General features: G+C 50.9%; 15 protein-coding genes. 6 read left to right on the top strand and 9 right to left on the bottom strand.

Annotated elements, in window-relative coordinates; all coding sequences use genetic code 11:
* Window positions 1-81: 81 nt before the first annotated feature.
* Together B036_RS0117305 and B036_RS32990 are read right to left on the bottom strand one after the other, a co-directional pair.
* A complete protein-coding gene (locus B036_RS0117305) occupies window positions 82-1,461 on the bottom strand; it encodes a HEPN domain-containing protein (protein ID WP_020569996.1) in 1,380 nt (459 codons plus the stop codon).
* Window positions 1,462-1,684: 223 nt separating this feature from the next.
* Window positions 1,685-3,355, bottom strand: coding sequence for an N-acetylmuramoyl-L-alanine amidase (locus B036_RS32990; RefSeq protein ID WP_071596790.1), 1,671 nt, complete (start codon window positions 3,353-3,355; stop codon window positions 1,685-1,687).
* Window positions 3,356-3,783: 428 nt separating this feature from the next.
* Here B036_RS32990 and B036_RS0117315 point away from each other — a divergent pair, with 428 nt between their 5' ends.
* The gene (locus B036_RS0117315) at window positions 3,784-6,537 is read left to right on the top strand and encodes a putative LPS assembly protein LptD (protein WP_157472198.1); all 2,754 of its coding nucleotides are present in this window, start codon (window positions 3,784-3,786) and stop codon (window positions 6,535-6,537) included.
* Window positions 6,538-6,717: 180 nt separating this feature from the next.
* On the opposite strand, the gene B036_RS0117320 is transcribed toward B036_RS0117315, so the two are convergent.
* Complete coding sequence (locus tag B036_RS0117320; RefSeq protein WP_020569999.1) at window positions 6,718-7,197, bottom strand: YkgJ family cysteine cluster protein; 480 nt, start codon at window positions 7,195-7,197, stop codon at window positions 6,718-6,720.
* 259 nt (window positions 7,198-7,456) lie between these two features.
* The gene (gene thyA, locus B036_RS0117330; protein WP_020570001.1) at window positions 7,457-8,362 is read right to left on the bottom strand and encodes a thymidylate synthase; all 906 of its coding nucleotides are present in this window, start codon (window positions 8,360-8,362) and stop codon (window positions 7,457-7,459) included.
* 354 nt (window positions 8,363-8,716) lie between these two features.
* Here thyA and B036_RS0117335 point away from each other — a divergent pair, with 354 nt between their 5' ends.
* Window positions 8,717-9,592, top strand: coding sequence for an SDR family NAD(P)-dependent oxidoreductase (locus B036_RS0117335; RefSeq protein WP_020570002.1), 876 nt, complete (start codon window positions 8,717-8,719; stop codon window positions 9,590-9,592).
* 237 nt (window positions 9,593-9,829) lie between these two features.
* Here the strand turns inward: B036_RS0117335 and B036_RS0117340 are convergent, their stop codons facing one another.
* From B036_RS0117340 to B036_RS0117370, 5 genes are all read right to left on the bottom strand, one after another.
* On the bottom strand, window positions 9,830-10,474 hold the full coding sequence (locus tag B036_RS0117340; RefSeq protein WP_020570003.1) for a protein-L-isoaspartate(D-aspartate) O-methyltransferase: 645 nt from the start codon (window positions 10,472-10,474) through the stop codon (window positions 9,830-9,832).
* A gap of 66 nt (window positions 10,475-10,540) precedes the next feature.
* Window positions 10,541-11,005 (bottom strand): pyrophosphohydrolase domain-containing protein, encoded by a 465-nt coding sequence (locus tag B036_RS0117345; RefSeq protein ID WP_026232078.1) that lies wholly within the window; start codon window positions 11,003-11,005, stop codon window positions 10,541-10,543.
* 137 nt (window positions 11,006-11,142) lie between these two features.
* A complete protein-coding gene (locus B036_RS0117350) occupies window positions 11,143-12,018 on the bottom strand; it encodes a choice-of-anchor V domain-containing protein (protein WP_020570005.1) in 876 nt (291 codons plus the stop codon).
* A 158-nt stretch (window positions 12,019-12,176) separates the two neighbouring features.
* Window positions 12,177-13,283: a choice-of-anchor V domain-containing protein gene (locus B036_RS0117360; protein WP_020570006.1), complete on the bottom strand. Its 1,107-nt coding sequence runs from the start codon at window positions 13,281-13,283 to the stop codon at window positions 12,177-12,179.
* Between the two features lie 388 nt (window positions 13,284-13,671).
* Entirely contained in the window at window positions 13,672-15,177 is a 1,506-nt protein-coding gene (locus B036_RS0117370) for a hypothetical protein (RefSeq protein ID WP_020570007.1), read from the bottom strand.
* 294 nt (window positions 15,178-15,471) lie between these two features.
* Here B036_RS0117370 and B036_RS0117375 point away from each other — a divergent pair, with 294 nt between their 5' ends.
* From B036_RS0117375 to B036_RS0117390, 4 genes are all read left to right on the top strand, one after another.
* Window positions 15,472-15,810, top strand: coding sequence for a P-II family nitrogen regulator (locus B036_RS0117375; protein ID WP_020570008.1), 339 nt, complete (start codon window positions 15,472-15,474; stop codon window positions 15,808-15,810).
* 261 nt (window positions 15,811-16,071) lie between these two features.
* Window positions 16,072-17,355: an ammonium transporter gene (locus B036_RS0117380; protein ID WP_020570009.1), complete on the top strand. Its 1,284-nt coding sequence runs from the start codon at window positions 16,072-16,074 to the stop codon at window positions 17,353-17,355.
* Between the two features lie 304 nt (window positions 17,356-17,659).
* Window positions 17,660-18,820 (top strand): outer membrane beta-barrel protein, encoded by a 1,161-nt coding sequence (locus tag B036_RS29850; protein ID WP_020570010.1) that lies wholly within the window; start codon window positions 17,660-17,662, stop codon window positions 18,818-18,820.
* Window positions 18,821-18,948: 128 nt separating this feature from the next.
* Window positions 18,949-19,965, top strand: coding sequence for a glutamine synthetase beta-grasp domain-containing protein (locus B036_RS0117390; protein ID WP_020570011.1), 1,017 nt, complete (start codon window positions 18,949-18,951; stop codon window positions 19,963-19,965).
* Window positions 19,966-20,793: the final 828 nt, after the last annotated feature.

Consider the following 20,793-nt stretch of genomic DNA (forward strand, 5'->3'; position numbering starts at 1 on the left):
GTCTATTGTTGTAAGTAGTAGTTAGTTAGACTGTAATATAATACGTGAACTACTGACTATGAACTACCTACTACTAACTAATCACCCCGGTAACTTCACCGCCTTGATCATATGACCGTCGGGGCTCTCCTTGTCGTATAATACAATGGATCCCTGTTCGATCAGGATGTTGACTAGTGAATAGGTGGTGCCAATGGCATAACCTTTATTGGCCAGAAACTGCGTAACGAACCATTTCAGGCCGACATAGTCCGTATAGTTTAAGCTCAGGGCTTCCTCGAGCTCGGTAACGATTTCTTCTTCCGTAATGACCATGTAGCCAGGGGCGGCCGTCTTGTGGTAAGACTTGACCTTATGTTCCAGTTTGATCTTGCCCAGCACCTTAGGGCCGGTAAGTTTCACCCTGTTGTCATAGTCCGAATGAGCAATTTCCTCCTGGTCACGTGGAGCGTCTGAGGGGGCACGGCTGCCAGCCATAACTTCCTGGGCCTGCTGTTCTGCGGCTTCCTCCTCTTCTTCCCGTACAACCTCAACGGCAGCCTGATGGATCGCTTGCTTCTCTTTAAGGCTCAGGACAATCTCATCGATGTGCTTTTCTGCTTCCGTGATGATCCGGGTAAGATCAGCAGAAAGCTCCTTGCCCTTCTTTAGCTCACTGTGGAAGAAAGTTGCCTGGTGGGCCACTTTGTTCCGGATCTTAGACATGTCCTTCCAGAGCTTCTCGAAATTTTTGTCCCTGAAAAAGGTCTTGAAGTACTTCGTGTAGTTGCCCTGCAGATTGCCTTTAAGCTCATTTAAGTCCTCTATGGTATCAACCTGGTCCAGCAACTCCAGCACTCTTTCCGGGTCGTTGAAGCCAGTAGATTGTTTGTAGATGAGAAGGCCAAGGTCATCAAAGTCGGCAAACTCGATGTCACTGTTGATGAAATAGCTGAATTGGTTAGAGCGGTTCCGTTGCCGGTTTTTGACCTTCTCGATCATCTTAGGCGTGGCGGTTACTTCCCACCAGTTCATCCCAACACGTTGGAAGAAGAATTTTATGAGGTATCGACGTAAGAGGTTCTCTACTGAATTGATTTTTGGATATAACTGGTTAGCAATTTCAGCAGATATGTCATCCTTAAGAATCCGGATGTGGGCAAATTTCAGGTTCTCTCGCAGATGTTTAAGCAGGCGTTGACGGTAGGGTTCGAGCGTTTCAAAATATTTTGACTCGATCCGCAAGACAAAGGCAGCTTCTACGAGGTCGGTAAGAATTTTACTGGTGTCGACCGGTAAAACGGTGAGCAACATACCTTCTTCCCCCTTAATGAATGATTGTCCGTTTTTATCCTGGGTAATAATCGGAGATTTGCCGTTCCAGACCTCCGAACTATAACTGAGGGCGTGTACAAATGCTTCCTGGTTGTTGATGTCTGCTGGGTCGATGCACAGCAGCTCAAAGGTGAAATTTCCAGACATGTTAAATTTTGATTGACCATTAGTATATGGATGGTTATTTGGGCCAAGATAGTCAAATAGTCAGGTAGTCTGTTAGTGAGATATGCAGATAGTCTGTCATGCGTTGGCCGCTTTGTCCCTATGCACCTGTCACAGACTTACCCGTGAGGAGACAACTGTTTCGAGGACGGAAACAGGCAGAAGTCGTAATAATTATTTAGCGCGTCAGTTGCAGATGGGACGGTTACCTGCTCAGCAGGTAGTTGACCTGCCCCGCCGCCAAACGAATGCCCTTATAGTAGACCACAATCATCGTATTGGAGAACCCAACTGCCTCTACCCGAGTCTTCGCGGTTGCCGCATCGGCAGCGGTGGTTAGTCCCCTGACCTGATATTTATTCCAGCCCCCTTCTTTAACCAATCGAACTGGGTAGGTAATGCGCTGCCAACGAGCCTCCGACAGGTCCAGGTCGCGCTTTGTCGCGATGATCTGAACGGCGTACGTTAATTGAGTATCATCAATCGTCGCCAGGTCTATCCTGTCCTTGTTTTCTGCAGCTTTACGGGCACCCGCATCGCCGAACGTATACTTTGGAGGAGGGACGGTGTCCGGCATGGTCATCGCTCCGGCTGCCCGACTGGCTTGTTGATAAATTGTAGGCTGGGTACGCAGGCCATTGGTCACCTCCCGGCTGAGAACACTTTCATATTGTTTACTCGCTGCACTCTGTGGAGGCAAGGCCGGGCCGTAAGTCGTTGCAGGAACCAAGGTTCCATAGCTGACCGGTGCGGGCATTGTGGCAGTTCCCGGAGCAGGAATCGGTGTGTAGGAGATGGGTTGAGGGCTTACTCCTTTTGCGGTCCACTGGCGATTAGCGGCCATGGGTTGTGGGGTAGGGTGGGCCATTATTGATCCCGTTGGCGATGCCGCAGCAGGGGTGGCTACCGTCACTTCCCGATCGTAGACATTTACTTTTCGGGGAGAGGCAACGGGATTAGCAGAAAACATGGCGGGTAACTCTATGGTGGGAGAGGTCGCCTGGGGAACCTGCGGGCGGGTCGCTACCGCAGGGGACCCTCCTCCAAGGAGTTTGTAATAATTGCTGAAGGCCTTCAGAATGGCGTTGGCCAGTTTTTGCTGACCGAGGCCACTTAGCAAGTAGGTTTCCTCATCAGTATTACTCATAAAACCGGTTTCCACCAGCACACTGGGCATGGTCGTTTCCTTAAGCACAACGAAACCAGCCTGTTTCACCCCCCGGCTTTTACGGCCAGCGTCGGCAAATTCGTTTTCCACAAATTCAGCAAACAGGATGCTTCGTTCCAGGAAGGCATGCTGAAACATGCTCATCATAATGTGGCCCTCGTCACTGTTGGGGTCGTATCCGTAGTTTTCCTGCACGTTATCTTCCAGCAGAATAGAAGCGTTTTCCCGCTTGGCTACGGCAAGGTTGTGTTTGGCTACGTGCTGCCCCATCACGAAGGTTTCCGTGCCGTAGGTGGCACTGCTCCCTGGCATGATGTTGGCGTGAATACTGATAAAAAGATCAGCCCCTTCCCGGTTGGCGATGGCCGCCCGCTCGTAAAGCGGAATGAACGTATCATCAGCCCGTGTCATGATTACCTCCACGTCGGGGAAGTTGGTACGGATGCCGATGGCCAGCAGTTGGGCTATCTTAAGGGCAATGTGTTTTTCCTGGCTGTTTTTACCCATGCCGCCGGGGTCTTTGCCCCCGTGTCCGGCATCGATTACTACCTTTTGTACGGGGTTTAAGACGGCCTGCGTACTTTTGCCCGCGTTCTCACTTAAGGTAACGTTAAATACCGATGGGAAAGGCGACGCGGAAGCGCCGGTTGCCGTCATTGCAGGGAATAAAAACAGTATCGTAATCAGTGCGTAGTAAACTCTTGACATCTTCTTTAAGTCTTCGGTGTCCGGTTCGTTCCGGTAGTAGGGATGGTACGCAAATATATGACTTTATTACGGCTCGTAACTTTCGCTTTTTCAGCGTGCTTATCCTCATTTGGGCGGGGGCGCTGGTGCAGGGAAAGGTTTTGGGAGCAGGGCTCAGTACTCAGGGTTCAGGGCTCAGTGTTCAGTGTTCAGTATTCAGTGTCCAGTGCTCAGGGTTCAGGGGCCAGTATGCAGAACTCAAGGATCACAACAATTCAGCCTACGGGGTTCAAGCTTCATCCTCCAGTATATGGGCTTATGCCGCGGCTGACAACCCGATCACAAAACGCGCAGCGTTTTCAACGAGCCCCTCTCCCGAGGAGAGGGAGTGGAGAGACGCCCCCATTGCCTTCCAACAGCCCACAGCACCAGCGTCCCCGCCCCCTACATTGCCTGTATCACGTCCAGATACCATCCCCGATACCCTGCAGCAACTACAAACGCTACAACAACCCCGGCCTTTTGATACACTCCCCGGTATAGTGGCAGATACGTTCCCGCCAGCCAAATACAGTGGTTCCTCTGCCGATTTTCGAATGTCGCCCGACTCCCTCACGGCCCCCGTCGACTACGCCGCTAACGACAGCATGTGGGTGGATTTCGAAAGCCAGGAGATTCACCTCTACGGCGATGCCTCGGTTAAATACCAGGCCATTGACCTTAAGGCGGCGCACATCGTCCTGAATTACGGCACGAACATCGTCTTCGCCGAACCCCTCCCCGACAGCATCGGCCGCCCGGCCGGCGCACCAGAATTCAGCGATGGCGGACAAAGCTTCACGGCGAAGGAAATGCGTTATAATTTTAAGACGCGCAAGGGCATCGTTTACGGTACCACCACCACTCAGGACGACATCTATGTTAGAGGAGATAAATCGAAATTCATCAGCGGCGCAGTCGCTATCGATGACACCACCCGGGCCGATGTGATTTACACCGAAGGGGCCATTTTTACTACCTGTTCGGCGGAGCACCCACACTTCGGCATCCGCACCCGAAAAGCGAAGATCGTCCCCAATAAACTGGCGGTCATCGGGCCAAGCAACCTGGAGATCATGGGTGTGCCCACACCTTTGTGGCTGCCTTTCGGCTTCTTTCCACTTAAAAGTGGTCGTTCAACTGGATTGCTGTTTCCTGCTGATTATCAGTATTCTCCAGATTTGGGTGGATACGGCCTGCAAGGGGTAGGCTGGTTCTTTCCCCTGGGAGATCACGTGAACCTGCAGCTGACCACGGATTACTTCCTCAAGGGCACTTACCGCCTCAACGCCAACGTCCGTTACCTCAAGCGATATGGGTACAGCGGTAGCTTCAACTTCAGTTACAACAACCTGCGCCGGGAACAAAACCTGGAGGTGACCCGACAAAAAGGTATCACCCTCAATTGGTCGCACCGGCAAGACGCCCGCGCCCATCCGACCTTCAATTTTGGCGGCTCCATCAACTTCCAGACCAACCTGGTCGATCAGCGCTTCCAGAACTCCTATGAGATTGCCAGCCAGAATACCATCCGGTCGAGCATGAACATTACCAAGACGTTTCCGAAACTCAAATCAACCCTGACGGCCGGTCTCAACCACAGCCAGAGTAACCGGACCCGGGAGATCACCGTCAACTTCCCCGACGCTGCTTTCACCACCCAAACCATTTACCCCCTGCGGGAGCTGCCAGGTAAGCAAACTGCCTGGTGGAAGAAATTGTCTTTCCGTTATAAAAGTGCCCTGCGTACGGAGTTTTCCGGCGCGGACTCTACCTTCTTTACCCAAGCTACGCTGGACGATGGGCAGTACGGCTTCAAGCATGATGTCACCAGCGCCGTTAGCCTCAACGTGCTCAAGTACTTCAACCTCAGTCCCAACATCAGTTACGGCGAGGTCTACTACGGCAAAACACGGGCCTACAGCCTGAACAACGAAATAGAGTCCAGCATCATCGTCGACCCCATCACCGGCGTGGAAAGCATCGATACCACCAGCCTGGGCGATATTGTTAATGACCTGAACCCCGGGCTGGCCAGCTACCGGACCTTCACGGCCGGGGTGAGCATGAGTACCCAGATTTTCGGTAAGGTGAAATTCCGAAAGAAAGGAATTTTGGGCCTGCAGGGGCTTAGGCACGTCATCAAACCATCCCTCAGCTTCGGCTATTCGCCGGATTATGCCAACGCGGTCGATTACATCAGCGGTGAGCGGTACTTCATCCCGGAGGATGAGATTGATCCCCGCTTTGGTGATTCCACCCGGCTACTCTCACCTTTCGCTAATCAAATTTTCGGCGCGCCCCCCAGTTCAGATCGGCGTCTGGGCGTCAGCTATAGCCTGGCGAACCTCTTTGAGGCTAAAATATGGAACCGCAAGGATAGTATCTCGGAAAACGTCAAACTATTCCAGAACATCGCCGTCTCCGGTAATTATGACGTTACGGCAGACACGCTGCAGTGGAGTCCGGTATCGGTGCGGGGCAGTACCCAATTCTTTAAGGGTGTTACCCGGGTCAACCTCGGCGCAACTTTTGACCCCTACATTACCCGCTACGATCCAACCCGGGGAACTTTCAAAAGAGTGGATGTAACCAATCTTTCGGAGGGGCGGCTCCCCCTTGGGCTTACCCGGTTTACCAGTTCCATCTCCACCAACATCACCGTCCAGAAAATTCGAGAACTTTTCCAGGGGGCTGAAGAAGAGGTCGTAACGGACCTTGAAGATGAACGACGGAAAAGGCGGGAAGAAGAAAACACCCTCTTCGAAGAAACGGATATCCTTAGCTTGTTCGAGCGGTTTAGCATACGTCATACGTTCAATTTTAGTTTCGACCGGGAATTCGACACGGAAGAGCCGGACATAGACGACCGGGGAACACTACGGTTCAACCAGGTGGCCAACTCCATCGAACTACGGGGCGATCTGCAACTCACCAATAATTGGAGCGTAAACATCGGTCAGATCGGCTACGACTTCACCAGTAAGCGGGTAACCTATCCCTTTATGAGCTTTGTCCGTGACCTCCATTGTTGGGAGATGCGCTTCAGCTGGGCACCGCAGCGGAATTTCTATTCCTTCTCCATTGCCGTTAAGCCCGGCACACTCGACTTCATTAACCTGCCGGTCAACCAGAACCGGTACGATGGGGGGAGGCTTTTTTGATTCTCGATTCTTGATTCTCGATTCTCGATTGGTGATTCTCGATTAGAGATTTAGCAATGTTTTTACGCTTCGCATTGTTCCGCTAAGGAGGGAGCGGCCGCGGGCGTAATGCTGAGTTGAAATGTTAGAGAAATGATCCTAAGAGCGGAAGCGAGCAAAGTTGCTTTCGCCAATCGAGACTCAAGAACCCTTCAACCTCCTGACCACTTCCCCCACTGCCGGGCAAACCAGCGTATTTCTTAGGGTGAGCGGTAAAATCTGCAACATATTCTTTCGGTCCGTATGCGGATACTCCCGGCAGGCCTTCGGCCGGGCTTCGTAGACGGAACAGTAGTTGTCGGCACCCAGAAAGGGGCAAGGTGCGACGTTCAGTACGTAATCGCCGTCCTGATCAAGGTGGAGGTGTTGTTCTACCAGCTCCGCAGGGCGGATGCCCAGGTGTCGGGCCAGCCGCTCGATGTCGATGTCGCGAAAAATCGGACTGGTCGTCCTGCAGCAGTTTGCACAAGCCAGACAGTCGATTTCCTGAAAAACTTCCTCGTGCAATTTGTGGAACTGTTCATCGAGATCCTTAGGCGGGCGGACTTTCAGCTTGCTGAAGAACTTCTTGTTTGACTTCTTTTCCTGTTTTGCGCGCTCGATGGCTTGGTCTACGTTCATTGGATACTCACTTCGTTCGAGTTGCGGAGGTCGCTTACGCTCCCGTTGCAGAGCGCCTTCGGCGCGTTGCAGAGGTCGCTTCGCTCCCGTTGCAGCTACCGCACCGGGCAGCTCGCTTTGCTCAAATTAATTTCAAATTTAAACTGAATAACTTTGGTGAATTGCCAGCGGCAATTTTTCTTCTGCAACCCCTGCAACCCCTGCAACCCCTGCAACCCCTGCAACCCCTGCAACCCCTGCAACCCCTGCAACCCCTGCCTCAAACCGCAATCGGCGCCCTAATCCCCGGCATTGGATCATAACCTTCCAGTAAAATGTCGTCGAACCCAATGGTGAAGATACCGGGAGCATTTTCGGCAAATGATAAGGTCGGCAGCTGCCGGGGGGTACGACTGAGTTGTTGTTTAGCCTGCTCCAGGTGGTTGCTGTAGAGGTGTGCATCTCCGAGGGTATGGACAAAATCGCCGACGTCAAGCCCACATTCTCTGGCAACCAGATGGGTGAGCAGCGCATAGGAGGCAATATTGAACGGGACGCCCAGGAAGGTGTCGGCTGATCTTTGATAAAGTTGGCAGCTCAGACGGCCATTTGCTACGTAGAATTGAAACAGCGTGTGGCAGGGCGGGAGGCCTGCCTTTGCCATTTCGGGAATGTCTGCCGGGTTCCAGGCAGTGACAATGTGTCGGCGGGAATCAGGGTTGGTTTTGATGGCTTCGATGACCTCGGTCAATTGGTCCACCCCGTTAAAATTTCGCCATTGCCGACCATACACCGGGCCTAACTCTCCGTAGGTCGCTGCGAAATCGGCATCCTCGGCAATTTTTGTTATGAACGACTTCATTTCAGCTTTCCAGCTGTCAGAATGCTTCGGGAAATTTTCAGCCAACCCATTTTTCTCCAGATAATATTGAAATGGCCACTCATTCCAGATGCGCACGCCGTTTTGTACCAGGTACCGGATGTTGGTATCTCCCCGGATAAACCAGATGAGCTCATGGACAACACTCTTCCAGTGGACCTTTTTAGTAGTGAGCATGGGAAACCCCTTCGCTAAGTTGAACCGCATCTGGTACCCGAATACGGAGCGGGTGCCGGTTCCGGTCCGGTCGCCTTTAACGGTGCCTTGTTCGAGAATATCCTCCAATAGCTTGAGGTAAGTTTGCATACGGTCTTTTTTCCGGGATGGTTGATTACGGACAGATTAATGATCCTGTACGTTTCGGCCGCAAAGTATCGCTTTTGTTGCTAAACTTATCATTTCGACCTGTGTAAAGCCTGATGACACAGACTCTTTTCAGGTCTGGAATTGCCTTGATTTTTGTCGATAGCTGGTTAGTCAAAATATAAAAACATGTTATCCTGATGGTTTTCTAGAACCAAACCGGGTCCTTATCCATTAACCCTCCGACGCCAAGGAGTGTATTAAATCGATAAGGAACATCTAATGAGTGGCGGATAAATTTCATCATCACCTCATGCGTACAGGTTCCTTCCCCCTTAAACTAACAAAACAGAAATAATGATCTATCAACCCTTTACTGGCAAAACGGCTATCGTCACCGGATCCGCCAACGGAATTGGCTTCGCTATTGCGCAGCATTTGGTAGCCGAAGGAGCCAAAGTTGTAATAAATGACATCGACCCGGCAGCCGCGGCTGCCGCAGTGACTAAACTCAACGCTGGAAGCGAGGTACATTCCTACGCCTTCCCTGGTGATGCCGGAGACCCGGAATTCATTAAACGTATGGTCGACTTTGCGGCCAATATCACCAACAGTCGTTTGGAGATGGTTGTCGCAAATGCCGGGCTTACCGAATTTGGCGATTTCTTCGACTTTACCCCCGAGAGTTTTACCAAAGTAGTCAACTTGAATTTGAGGGGAACTTTCTTTCTGGCACAGGCCGCAGCTAAAGTAATGAAAGCACAAGGCAGTGGTGGAAACATCGTGCTGATTGGCTCCAACGTAGGAGAAAGAGCCTACATGAATCTTGCCGCTTACGGTATGTCAAAAGCTGGTATCAGCATGTTGGCCAAGCAGCTTACGCTGCCGCTTGGACCACTCGGTATCAGCGTGAACTGTGTTGCCCCGGGGGCTACCCTGACGGAACGGACGCAGAAAGAAGAACCCGATTACGCTGGTACCTGGGCTAAACTGAACCCGAACAACCGGGTCGGACAACCCGAAGACGTAGCTGCTACCGTCGCCTTCATGCTCAGTCCCGCTTCTCGCCACATTACTGGCCAGACTTTACTGGTCGATGGTGGCTGGACATCCTACGGACCTTCACCTTTTTTCCTCCGGGAGATAGCTGAAGACCGCCCGGTCACCAACGGTCAAAACAATACGACAGCCAAAGCTGCCGAGGCCATAAAGTTGAAGCAAATGGTAAGTTAGTAATCTGTCAGGGTTGAATTCGGTTCAGTTGAACCGCACGCTTTAATGCCCTGGCGTCGACCTACTTTTGCCCGGCAAAATAAGGCCGACGCCAGGGCGGTGTGGCGGGGCACCCGTTAGGGGGCAATACAGCAAGCAGTCTACCAAAATCAAACTTGATGGAGCACCAGGTTCGTTTTGTAGTCTGGAAGTTTTGGTCTGGTAAGGCTACCCCGAGTTGACAACCCGATAATCTGACTACCCCAACCCTTCAACAAAAGGGACAAACTCACATCCCCCAAGTTTTTCTTCCGTCCAGGTTGTTTCACCGGTGCGACGAATTTTTAATAGCGTCTGTTCTTTTCCTTCCGGACCAACGGGAATAATCATGATTCCGCCAACCTTGAGTTGTTCCCGGAGTGCAGGCGGCACGGCTGCTGCGCCAGCAGTGGCCAGAATCCGATCGTAGGGAGCCAACTCCGGCAGGCCATTATTACCGTCTCGAAGGTAGCAGCGAATGCGGTCAAGCCGGAGCTTCTTCAGGGTGAGTTTGGCTTTACGCCACAAAGGCTTGTGGCGTTCTAAGGTAAAGACCCGGCCTCCTAGTAAGGACAGCACCGCCGCCTGGTAACCCGATCCGGTACCAATTTCCAAAACGTGTTGCCGTGGTAATAGCTCCAACTCTGTACTTTGCCAGGCAACAGTACTGGGCTGACTGATGGTTTGTTCACAGTCAATCGGAAAGGCTTCATCTTTATAGGCCCAACTGTGGAAGGAACTGTCGAGAAAAGCATGGCGAGGTAGGTTGGCCATCACCTCCAGTACCTTCTCATCATACCTGCCGCTGGTACGTAATTGCTCGATAAGTTGTCGTCGTTGACCCCGGTGGTGAAAATCATCCATTTATTTGATCTGAATAGTTGAACTCGTTCGAAACGTGTAAAATAAGGAATAGACTGTTTCCCTTCTTTATTTTATCATGCTTTTCAAATCAGCCGGAGAGTAAAACTTGTTTTTAAGTACTTTCCGATCTGAGGTGCGGTACACGAGATATACTTTACCGGACGGTTCGATAACGCCAGTTTGTCCCTTAGCAGCATAGTGCGCCACCGTGGCTTCTGCTTCCTCCATTGTGGCACATGTTTTACTCATGTTGGAGCGGTGGACTTCTTCAAAAAGACCCCTGAATTTTTCTCCAAGGCCAAACTCCAGGATGGCACCGCTAAGCACGTATTGAAGGTCGGCAAAAGCATCGGCCGCCTCTACCAGGTCATTGTTTTCAATGGCTTCCGCAAGTTCGTTGAGTTCTTCCTGAAGCAGGTTCATCCGCAGGCGGCAACGATCAGCGTCGGGAATCTGCGGGGTGTCCAGCACCGGAAGGTGAAAGGTTCGGTGGAATTCGGCTACGTCTTCGAGTGCGCGCGGGCTGGTCATATCGGTTACTTTGGGGCGAAAGTAATGTGCTAACATGGCAAGTTCAGGTATGTCGGCAAAAAAAAACGGCGCTACCTCCTTATGTGGAAGTAGCGCCGAAACCATCAGTCCGGTTTTGTACTGGCTGTGGAAACGTTTTAATTTACCAGCAGTCGTGTTACCAGACGGCTTTCTGTACCGGTTAGACTTACGACGTAAACACCCGTTTTCAGACCTTCCAACGGTACCGCTAATTGTGTAGCTCCAGCAGTAAGCTGCAAGCGTTCGGTACGTAAGGTTTGACCATTCATCCCGGTTACGCTCAGCTCGTAGCTTCCGGAGGTGGGCGGAGACACTTGCAGCGTAGCCGACCCGTAGGCCGGGTTAGGGAACAAGCGGTGAGGAATGGCCGCGAAATTGTTAACGGCAGATGGCACCCCTTCCGTAAAGGAAATGATCGTGGGAGAAGTGCTGCCACTATCTCCGCCAGTACTGCGGTTACGGTCGACCAGATTGGCAGATAAGTACATCTTTACTTCGCCAGTACCCGCTTCCGGCGCAGTCCATTCAAAAATAAAAAGACTGTCGGTGGTGTTCGGAGTACTTTGCTCAGCGTACCTGCGGTCACCGGGGGCAGAGGTTATCTGAGCACCTTCTGATGGGTTGCCGAGTACTCCGGCGGTGGCAGCAGGTGAGCTTGCAGTAAGAAACTGAGAACTGAACCCAATTGCCTCAGGTTTAGCACTGGGGTAGCCAACGGCCACCGTTACCATATAGGTCTGGCCAGGCGTATACTCGGTGATCGGATTCGTTTCACCATCGGCAACGAGAGAAACGTTAATGATCGGTTCGCCGTAAGTACTCGCGCCACTGCTGTGACAAGTGTTACAAGTACCTTCGGTGCCTCCTCCGAGGGTTGGAGCACCAGTGAAGTAATTGCCGGCGGCAGCGGGGCCTCCGGAACTGGCTAAAAAGAAGATCGCCAGGCCAAGGGCCGCGAAAATCGCTAAGTAGCGATGGTTGAAAATTGTCATGTAAGGAGTTAATTAAGAGCAAAAAAAAGAGGTTGTACAATGTTTTGGTGCAGTATCACACACCGTATTTCCAAGCATTACCAGTATTGACTGATAAGTACCAAAAGCTGGAAATAAAAAGTAACGTGGAGATGGCCTTCCTGGCTAAACGGTAATACTTACTGTCTGACCAGGGTTTTTACCAAACGCTCCCGGCCATTCTGGACTTCGATCAGGTAAACACCTGAGTGGAAGCTGCTGACATCAAGGGTCGGTTGCTGCGCGCCGGAATAAACCTCCCTTCCATTCATGTCTAACACCCGGAGCCGTCCGCCGTCCAGTACCGGAGCGTCAATATTGACTTCCGCTATGGCAGGGTTCGGGTACAGGCGCAGGGCAAGATCACTACGTTCGACTTTGGCAGAGACTACGGGACTAAAGGTAAAAGTTTCATCGAAATCAACCATACGCAGTCGGTAAAAATGTTCCCCATTGGGAGCATTCGCGTCCTTAAAATTGTAGCCTTCGCCAGACGTAGTAAATCCGGTGGCTGCCACCCGGCCAATCGATACGAATGTTTCTGCGTTATTGGTGCTGCGTTCCACCTCAAAATGGGAAACGTTGTCTTCTTCTGCGGTTTCCCAGTTTAGCAGGACGTCATTTTTCTCTGCACGGGCTTCGATGCCGGCCAGGGTGACGGGCAATGCTGCTTCCATCAGGTTAACGATGGTGGACATCGAGGAACCGTTGTCGCCCTGGTTGCCACTCATGCTGTTTACTGAGTTACCGACACTGTAGATGCGAACATCGCCGGTACCCGCAACGGGGGCAGTCCATTGGAAATTCCAGGTACCGGAAGGCGTGCGCTTATTGTGCTCGGCGTAGGTTCGGCCGCCACCAGGAGAACCCTGGGAATTTGCGTCGAAGCCCGAAAGGGTACCTGCCTGGGTATTACCGGTCGTTTCTAAGAAAACGGACTGGAATCCGTAGGCAGCAGGAGAACCCATTGGTGCGGATACGTTAATGGTAACGAAGTAGGTCTCCCCGGGAAGATATCTGGAGATGTTGGTCCCTCCTAAAGTGGTCGCAATGTTCCAGGTTACTGTGGGCTCGCCAAAGGCGCCAGTATTATGGCAGCCGCTGCAGGTGCCTTCCGTCCCGCCACCGGCACTTGGGGCTCCGGTCCTGAAAGTGCCGCTGGCACCTGGTCCGCTAGAAAAGGCGACACCTAAGAAGAGTGTTAGGCAGGCCACGATGGTGGCCTGAATAAGGGTAGAAATTCTCATATGTGTAGGTTGTGGAGTATAGTTCTAATGCATCCTAAAGCTAAGATATTTTATATACGTAGTAGCGGGCATTTTGGATTTCGGGCGCGGTCGCAGGTGCAAAGACAAGTATTAAGGAGCAAATGAAGGCCAACGCCGCAGAAAGGTTCTGCCAAATATTGCTCCCGTCAAATTTCATACTGCACCTGCGGCCGCGCCATAAAAATACTTTTATTACTCTACTGGACATTTTGCTTAAATCGCTGCTTAATGGCTACTTCTAAGGAATTTAGTTGCAGTAGTTGCAGTTGCTGTACCCCCTGCAACCCTTACCACTCGGAGGCGACAGGAAGTTTCGAGCTGAAATAAAAATGTCCAGTGAGTGTGTACTTTTATAGTTGAAGAGTAATTACAAGTGTAAGTCCAGCCATTGCTCCAGGTCAAGATAGGCCAGGGCCTTGTTTTCAAAGGGCTGGTCCTGAAGAATGGCAAGATTTTTTCTGATCTCTGTATAAACGGGCGTACGTTCCGCCGCAGGTAAATTCAGTAGCCGCCGTATGCCCGATACCGCCAGCCGGTGCACCTCAGCGGTCTCCCGGCTGCGCCGTAATAACCGACTCAGGCTCGTCAGGTGATAATCAACCAAGGAATAGTTACTCAATTCAAAATTGCATAAAGCATGGAGAATCCGGGTGTTGATCAGGAGATCTTCACGGAAAATTCCACTCCTCATATTAATAATGTTGTTCAGGTGATCCAGTGCTTCGTCGTACCGATTCACCAGGAAGCAGGCTGCGGCAATCTTGTAAAGAAAAAGTCCCCATCGATGATTGTTCGGTCGGAAGGCGCTTTCATTATAAGCACCGATCAACTGTTGACCGTGCGCATAAGCGCGTTCTTTTTCACGTTGCAGGAAGTGGAGGTTGAAGAGGCTCAGGTTAAAGTAAATCCTGCCAATATTCCGTGAGTTTTCATTTAGGTGGATTTTGTCATCATCCAGGAATACCTGCATTCGTTGAACATAACGAACCACCGTTTTCTCATCCTTATCTAAATAAGCGAGCATGGCAACGTAATACAGGCAGCGGAGGTATAAATCCGGATCTTTGACGATCATTTGGCGGCTAAGTGTAAATAAGGTCTGGGCATTGATCGCCGCCTCCAGCGCGGTGCCGATGTCCAGCTGGATATAGTGATACCACATTCCTGCCTGGAAACGATGCACCTGTTGGTGAAAGGTGTTCGGTGCAGAGGCCCGACCAACCCTTTTTGCCTGGATAGAATCCCAGAATTGACGTGTAGCCAACCGTTCCTCCTCCGCTCGGCTATGGCCGAGCTCAATATAGCGACCGTGAATCTGGATACTTAAACTAAACAGTTCGCTGGTGTTGAGCACATTATGACTGCGTTCGCCGGATTCGTTGAGGAGTAAATCCATTTTATTAGACACCTGACGGGACAAAGTAATGTGCCTTGCTTCGATAAGTTTCTGAAATTCCAGAATCTCAAGGTGCAGGAGGTCCTGATTATGCTCTACGGCCTTAGCCTTGGCACGTTCCAGCGTCCGGAGTGCGTCCAGGTAATGCCCTTTGCCGTAAAGAATACGGGTGAAGTCAACTTGCTCCCGCAACTCTATATCTATTTCTTTACTGATGAAGATCATGCGGAGGCTCGTCAATAACTCCTGATACAAATGCCGCTTCAGGTTACTGTACTGTCCGGTAGTGATCTTCATCCGTTTCATGGCCAAAGCGTCATCGGGATCCGCCATCCGGTCGATCACGTCAAATAGCTGGATAAACTTACTGGTCCCGTTAGCCCCTGCTCGTTTGGCGTAAAGCTTAAAATTGCGTTTCTCCGCTTTCGTTAGCGATTTGATCAATCGCCACAGTTGGTATTTAACTTCTTTTGGCATTATAAAGTGGGCATTAACGAAAAAATGGCGAGCGAAATGATCTTTGGATAAGCTACTAAATGTAATTTTTATTAGATGATTGTCAGGTATTTATGGTAAATGTTGTTGTATTGGATGTCACAAGGTACGAACCTAAGTGGTTCTTTGGTGCCGCCCTACTGTCGGACATTTGTTATTATCAAAGCAAAGGTGACGATCTTTAGCTGAGTTGTTCTGACCACAAAACTGTTTTATCTACCTTAAAAGCGTTCCGGTTCTTCTTACCAAAGAGCCGTTACCCGAAAAAACCACCAAATGAAGAAAATTGAAGCAATTATCCGGTTGTCCCGCTTTGAGGCTATTCGTGATGCGCTCGCTGAAATTGATGTTAAGTTCTTCACGCTTTCCGAAGTGAAAGGGTTTGGCCTCCAGCGCGGAGAACAATTAACTTACCGGGGAAGCGTCTATGATGCGGACTACATTGCCCGCCTTCAACTGGACCTCCTGGCTCCCATTGATATGGTTGACCCCATCATCGAGGCCATCACCTCGGCCGGTCGGACCGGAAATGTAGGCGATGGTAAAATCTCTGTTTTTGACATCGAGCGCGTTGTCCGGATTCGCACCGGCGAAGAAAACGAAAGCGCAATTTAAACTTATTTAACTACCCATTTCAGGCGCGATTTAACCACTCGCCACAGTATTAGGAACCACTACCACACACTATTTTCGGCAAGAATTAATGCCGCATCCTTTAGGTTCCAAACCTTCCTTAGCCATAACCAATTAAGACCATTTTCCTCCTCATTCCCGGAGAAGGACCTGCCTGCTTCATTTATAGTAGGTTGGGTTAATCCTTCGGAGGTGAATCTACAGTAACCCCTCGAATTACTAGTTCAAAAAATCTCCTTTGCTATGGAAGCATTGTTTACAGTAAATAACCTCTGGATTCTGGTGGCGACTTGTTTCGTCTTCATTATGCACCTTGGTTTTGCCAGCCTCGAAGCTGGCTTTGTACAACGCAAAAACGTTGTCAATATCCTTTTCAAAAACTCGATGATCATCAGCATCGGTTTGTTAACCTACTACATTGTAGGCTATAACCTTATGTATCCGGGAGACGAGCAGCTGATTGCCGGTTGGCTCGGCCGCTTCGCGCCGATGGACTGGGCCGCAGGTGCCATCGAAACCGTTGATGGAGTAGCCCAGTACGCTGCTGCCGCCGAAAGCGGAGCAACCTACACTGGTTATTCCGACTTCATTTTCCAGGGCATGTTTGCTGCTACTTGTGCCACCATTGTTTCTGGTGCCGTGGCCGAGCGGATCAAGCTTGTTCCTTTCCTCATTTTTGCCATGATCTTCGTTGCCATCTCTTACCCCATCACTGGTATGTGGAAGTGGGGCGGCGGCTGGTTGGACGCGATGGGCTTCTACGATTTCGCGGGTTCTTCCCTCGTGCATGCTGCCGGTGGTTTCGCTGCCCTTGCCTGTATCATTTTACTTGGCGCACGTAAGGGTAAGTACCGCAAAGACGGTACCATCACGGCGATTCCGGGACACAGTATGCCTTTGGCCGCCATCGGCGTATTCTTACTTTGGTTCGGTTGGTATGGTTTCAATGGCGGTTCCGTCCTTAGTGCCGACCCCAACGGTGTTTCCCTGGTTTTTGTAACCACTTCTCTGGCCGCTGCTGCGGGTGGTGTTGCAGCCTTCTTCATGTCCTACTTCATGTTCAAGACATACGACCTTAGTATGGTACTCAACGGTATTCTCGGCGGCCTCGTCGGTGTTACCGCTGGAGCCGACAGTTTCACTGGCCTCGGTGCCATTTGCGTAGGTGCTATTGCCGGTGTGATCATTCCATTAAGTATCGTCTTCTTCGATAAGACCCTCAAGATTGATGACCCGGTTGGTGCAACCTCCGTACACGGTGTTTGTGGCATATGGGGAACCCTCGCAGTGGGCATCTTCAGTACTAACCCAGAGCACAGTTTCTTCACTCAATTGATCGGAACCCTGTCTATCGGTGCCTTCAGTTTCGTGGCTGCCTTCGGCATCATGGGCGGTCTCAAAGCCATCATGGGTATCCGCGTCGACGTAGAAGAAGAGATTAAAGGCCTTGACATTGGTGAGCACGACATGCACGCCTATACTGCCAGTAAAGAAGACGGCATCTTTCAGCTGACTTCCGAAGGATGAGCAAGTGTTGCAGGGGTTGCATGTGTTGCAGAGTAATAATCTGCTGAAATTCTCGAAACCCCTGCAACAACTGCAACTCCTGCAACAACTCCTGATCGCAACGCGATCCAAAAAAGGCCCGCCAGCGCTGCAACGCCAAACGGGCCCGTCGGAAACGACCAGGTCGCCCCCAACTAAGGATTTTTCTCTGCTTTACCGCAGAGAGTCAAAGGTAAGCAAGCAATCCGTTTTGCCCAACTGCCTTGGGGTCTGTTCGTGTCCGGCTTTAACCACAACAATTCACGAGCTTTTAACTCCACCAAACATGAAACTTATCAACAAACTAACTTTTACGGCTTTGCTGTTATCTTCTTTTCAACTTTTTGCTCAGGATGCCGCAGAACTGCCGGTTACTGATCCGATTCCTGCTCCCGTAGCAGAAGAAAAAGAAGCGGAAGAACCATCTTTCAGCCTGACGGGCTACGTCGATGCGTACTACCAGGGTAACCTGAGTACGGATGCAGGAGACAACCCCCTCACCTTTCCAACGAGCTTCACGCCAGCACCAAACACATTCGGAATCGGCATGGTAAACCTCTTGGCGGAAAAAACCGTTGGCAAAGTAGGATTCGTTGGCCAAATAGGCTTTGGCCCTCGTGCGGTACAGGCAAACGGAGACGGTAACTACGGTGAATTCTTCGGTGCCAACTGGAGCCAGACCGTCCAGCAATTGTTTGTCACTTATTCTCCAAGCGATGCCATAACTTTTTCCATGGGTAACTTCGGCACTTTCGTCGGTTACGAAGTGATCGATGCACCTGCTAATATGAATTACAGCACCAGCTACTTATTCAGTAATGGGCCATTCTACCACACTGGCGTTAAAGCTGACTTTGCACTTGCAGAGGGCTTTGGGGCAATGATTGGCATATTCAATGATACGGACACTAAAATCGACGCCGTGGAAGGCAAGCACATTGGTGCCCAGCTAAGTGCCGAGGCCGGTGGCCTGGCCGCCTACCTCAATTTCCTTGCCGGTAAGGAAGAAGACAACGGTGATGAAAACGATATGGACCAAAATGGTTTCCAGGTCGATCTTACCGCGACTTACGAAGTAAGCGAAAGCTTCATGCTTGGCCTCAACGTTTCCGATAAAAACAGTTCTATCGACGGTAACACCGTTGGTGGTTTCACTGGTGCGGCACTCTACGCTACGGCCGGGCTTAGCGAAAGTTTTGATATTTCTTTCCGCGGCGAGTACTTCGCCGAAAAAGAAGCAGAAGGCCAGACAACTCCTTCGCGAAGCGTTACCTCGTTTACCCTGAGTGGCAACTTCAAGCAGGGTGATTTGCGTATCGTACCTGAAGTTCGCTTCGACAGTGGCTCAGATTTTACTGCTGACAACGGTGGCGGTATTGACTTTGGCGGAACTTTCGAAGACAACAGTGCCATCAGTTTGATCCTGGCGGCGATTTACAGCTTCTAAAATATAAATCCATCCAGGCCGGTCGCTGGTCTGCAAAACCTTGCTTTTCAAAAAGCAATAACCTTGCACCAGCGGCCGCGCCCCATTTCTTAAATCTGATTTAACCAATCATCAATTAACCTTACTCCATGGCTACCAAACATAAGCTACAGTACGTCTGGCTCGACGGTTACGAGCCCATGCAACACATGCGTTGCAAAACCCAAATCATCGAAGACTTCAGCGGCAAACTCGAAGATTGCCCCATGTGGTCTTTTGACGGTTCTTCCACGAAGCAGGCCGAAGGCGGTAGTTCTGACTGTCTCCTCAAGCCAGTTTCCATCATCAAGGACCCCCAGCGTAAGAATGGTTTCATCGTACTGACTGAGGTACTTACCGCAGACGGTACGCCGCACCCGTCAAATGCCCGGGCCACCATCGACGACGAAGACCAGGATTTTTGGTTCGGCTTCGAACAGGAATATTTCCTCTGGGATCCTGAGACTAATCTTCCCCTGGGCTTCCCCGCCGATGGTACCGACCCCGCTCCGCAGGGCCAGTACTACTGTTCGGTAGGTGCTGCTAACGCTTACGGGCGTGAAATCGTCGAAGAGCACCTTGACGCTTGTCTCGATGCCGGCCTGACAGTAGAAGGGATCAACTGTGAAGTAGCCCCCGGTCAGTGGGAATTCCAGACCTTCGCCAAAGGCGCCAAGGAAGCTGGTGACCAGATCTGGCTCGCACGCTTCCTGCTCGACCGCGTTGCTGAGCCATATGGTATCATCATCAATTACGAATGTAAGCCGGTACCAGGAGACTGGAACGGTTCCGGTATGCACGCCAACTTCTCTAATTCTTTCCTTCGCGAAAGTGGTAAGAAATCGGACTACGAGAAGGTGTGTGAAGCCTTCCGGCCGCTCACTAAAGAGCACATTGCGGTTTATGGGCACGATAACCACCTTCGCCTGACCGGTCTGCACGAAACCCAGAGCATCCACGAATTCAGTTTTGGTATTTCTGACCGTGGTGCCTCCATCCGTATCCCCGTAGCCACCGTTGAGCGTGGTTGGAAGGGATGGCTGGAAGACCGCCGTCCGAACTCTGCCGCAGATCCTTATAAGGTTGCTGCGCGTATTGTGAAAACGGTTAAGCCTGCCAGCGTTTAAATACTACCTGCAAGTTGGGGAGGGACAGATCGCCTGGCCCCTCCCAACTTGTTATCGTCTGTTCCGTTGGCTTAAACTTCCTTATCATCTGGTAAAGAAGGTTAAATCAGCTCAGGTTTCGCTGTTTGAAGCGGAACACAGATTTGCCCGGGTCGCCTTTATGGTGGTCCGGGTTTTCTATTTTAGGACGCCAAAGTGTATCCTTATATATAAGGTTATCTGAGTTGCCTAGTTCTCACCCCAAAACGAGCATTCCTTGGCGTGCCTCACCAGATTAGTTGTTTAGTTATTGCCATGTACGAGCGAAGCAAGTATTTGCTTGCGGCAGCCCTACTAGACTATCAACCACCAGACTAATAATAAGGGCGCGGCCGCAGGTACAAGGAAGGGTAGGGGAGCAGGGAGCATTGCTGCCGTCCGAAATCGTTTTTGCCCAACAATGCCAGAGATTTCGCCCATAGACGTGATAGTCGTTATTAGTGGATAAGGATCTCAGGATAAATTTTACGCTTAGTCTCCATCAATTCTTTTGTCTCCAGCGCTTGAGACGATGTAATCGGTGTCACATCAGAAGGAATTACGTAGTTCCTTCGGGACCTATAAAAAAGATGCACCAAAGTGAAGATTTCGCTTGCACGGGTGGTGTGGATGGACGTATCTTTGCATCCCGCAAGCGAGAAACGTCTCGTGCATTCTGGTTGAAAATACTGCACTTAAGGAGGATAGAAAGAAAGTCTAAAATACTTTCCGAAAGCCTTGCAGGATTGAAACTTAGGAGTGTATCTTTGCGGCCCGCTAACGAGTGGGGTTGAGTAGAAAAGGGCTTTG

Source organism: Neolewinella persica DSM 23188 (assembly GCF_000373105.1).
Classification (GTDB): domain Bacteria; phylum Bacteroidota; class Bacteroidia; order Chitinophagales; family Saprospiraceae; genus Neolewinella; species Neolewinella persica.

Bases quoted from the DNA above. Each gene is read 5' to 3' on its own strand.
- B036_RS0117305 (WP_020569996.1), bottom strand. From the start codon at position 1,461: ATGTCTGGAAATTTCACCTTTGAGCTGCTGTGCATCGACCCAGCAGAC.
- B036_RS32990 (WP_071596790.1), bottom strand. From the start codon at position 3,355: ATGTCAAGAGTTTACTACGCACTGATTACGATACTGTTTTTATTCCCT.
- B036_RS0117320 (WP_020569999.1), bottom strand. From the start codon at position 7,197: ATGAACGTAGACCAAGCCATCGAGCGCGCAAAACAGGAAAAGAAGTCA.
- thyA (WP_020570001.1), bottom strand. From the start codon at position 8,362: ATGCAAACTTACCTCAAGCTATTGGAGGATATTCTCGAACAAGGCACC.
- B036_RS0117335 (WP_020570002.1), top strand. From the start codon at position 8,717: ATGATCTATCAACCCTTTACTGGCAAAACGGCTATCGTCACCGGATCC.
- B036_RS0117340 (WP_020570003.1), bottom strand. From the start codon at position 10,474: ATGGATGATTTTCACCACCGGGGTCAACGACGACAACTTATCGAGCAA.
- B036_RS0117345 (WP_026232078.1), bottom strand. From the start codon at position 11,005: ATGACCAGCCCGCGCGCACTCGAAGACGTAGCCGAATTCCACCGAACC.
- B036_RS0117350 (WP_020570005.1), bottom strand. From the start codon at position 12,018: ATGACAATTTTCAACCATCGCTACTTAGCGATTTTCGCGGCCCTTGGC.
- B036_RS0117360 (WP_020570006.1), bottom strand. From the start codon at position 13,283: ATGAGAATTTCTACCCTTATTCAGGCCACCATCGTGGCCTGCCTAACA.
- B036_RS0117370 (WP_020570007.1), bottom strand. From the start codon at position 15,177: ATGCCAAAAGAAGTTAAATACCAACTGTGGCGATTGATCAAATCGCTA.
- B036_RS0117375 (WP_020570008.1), top strand. From the start codon at position 15,472: ATGAAGAAAATTGAAGCAATTATCCGGTTGTCCCGCTTTGAGGCTATT.
- B036_RS0117380 (WP_020570009.1), top strand. From the start codon at position 16,072: ATGGAAGCATTGTTTACAGTAAATAACCTCTGGATTCTGGTGGCGACT.
- B036_RS29850 (WP_020570010.1), top strand. From the start codon at position 17,660: ATGAAACTTATCAACAAACTAACTTTTACGGCTTTGCTGTTATCTTCT.
- B036_RS0117390 (WP_020570011.1), top strand. From the start codon at position 18,949: ATGGCTACCAAACATAAGCTACAGTACGTCTGGCTCGACGGTTACGAG.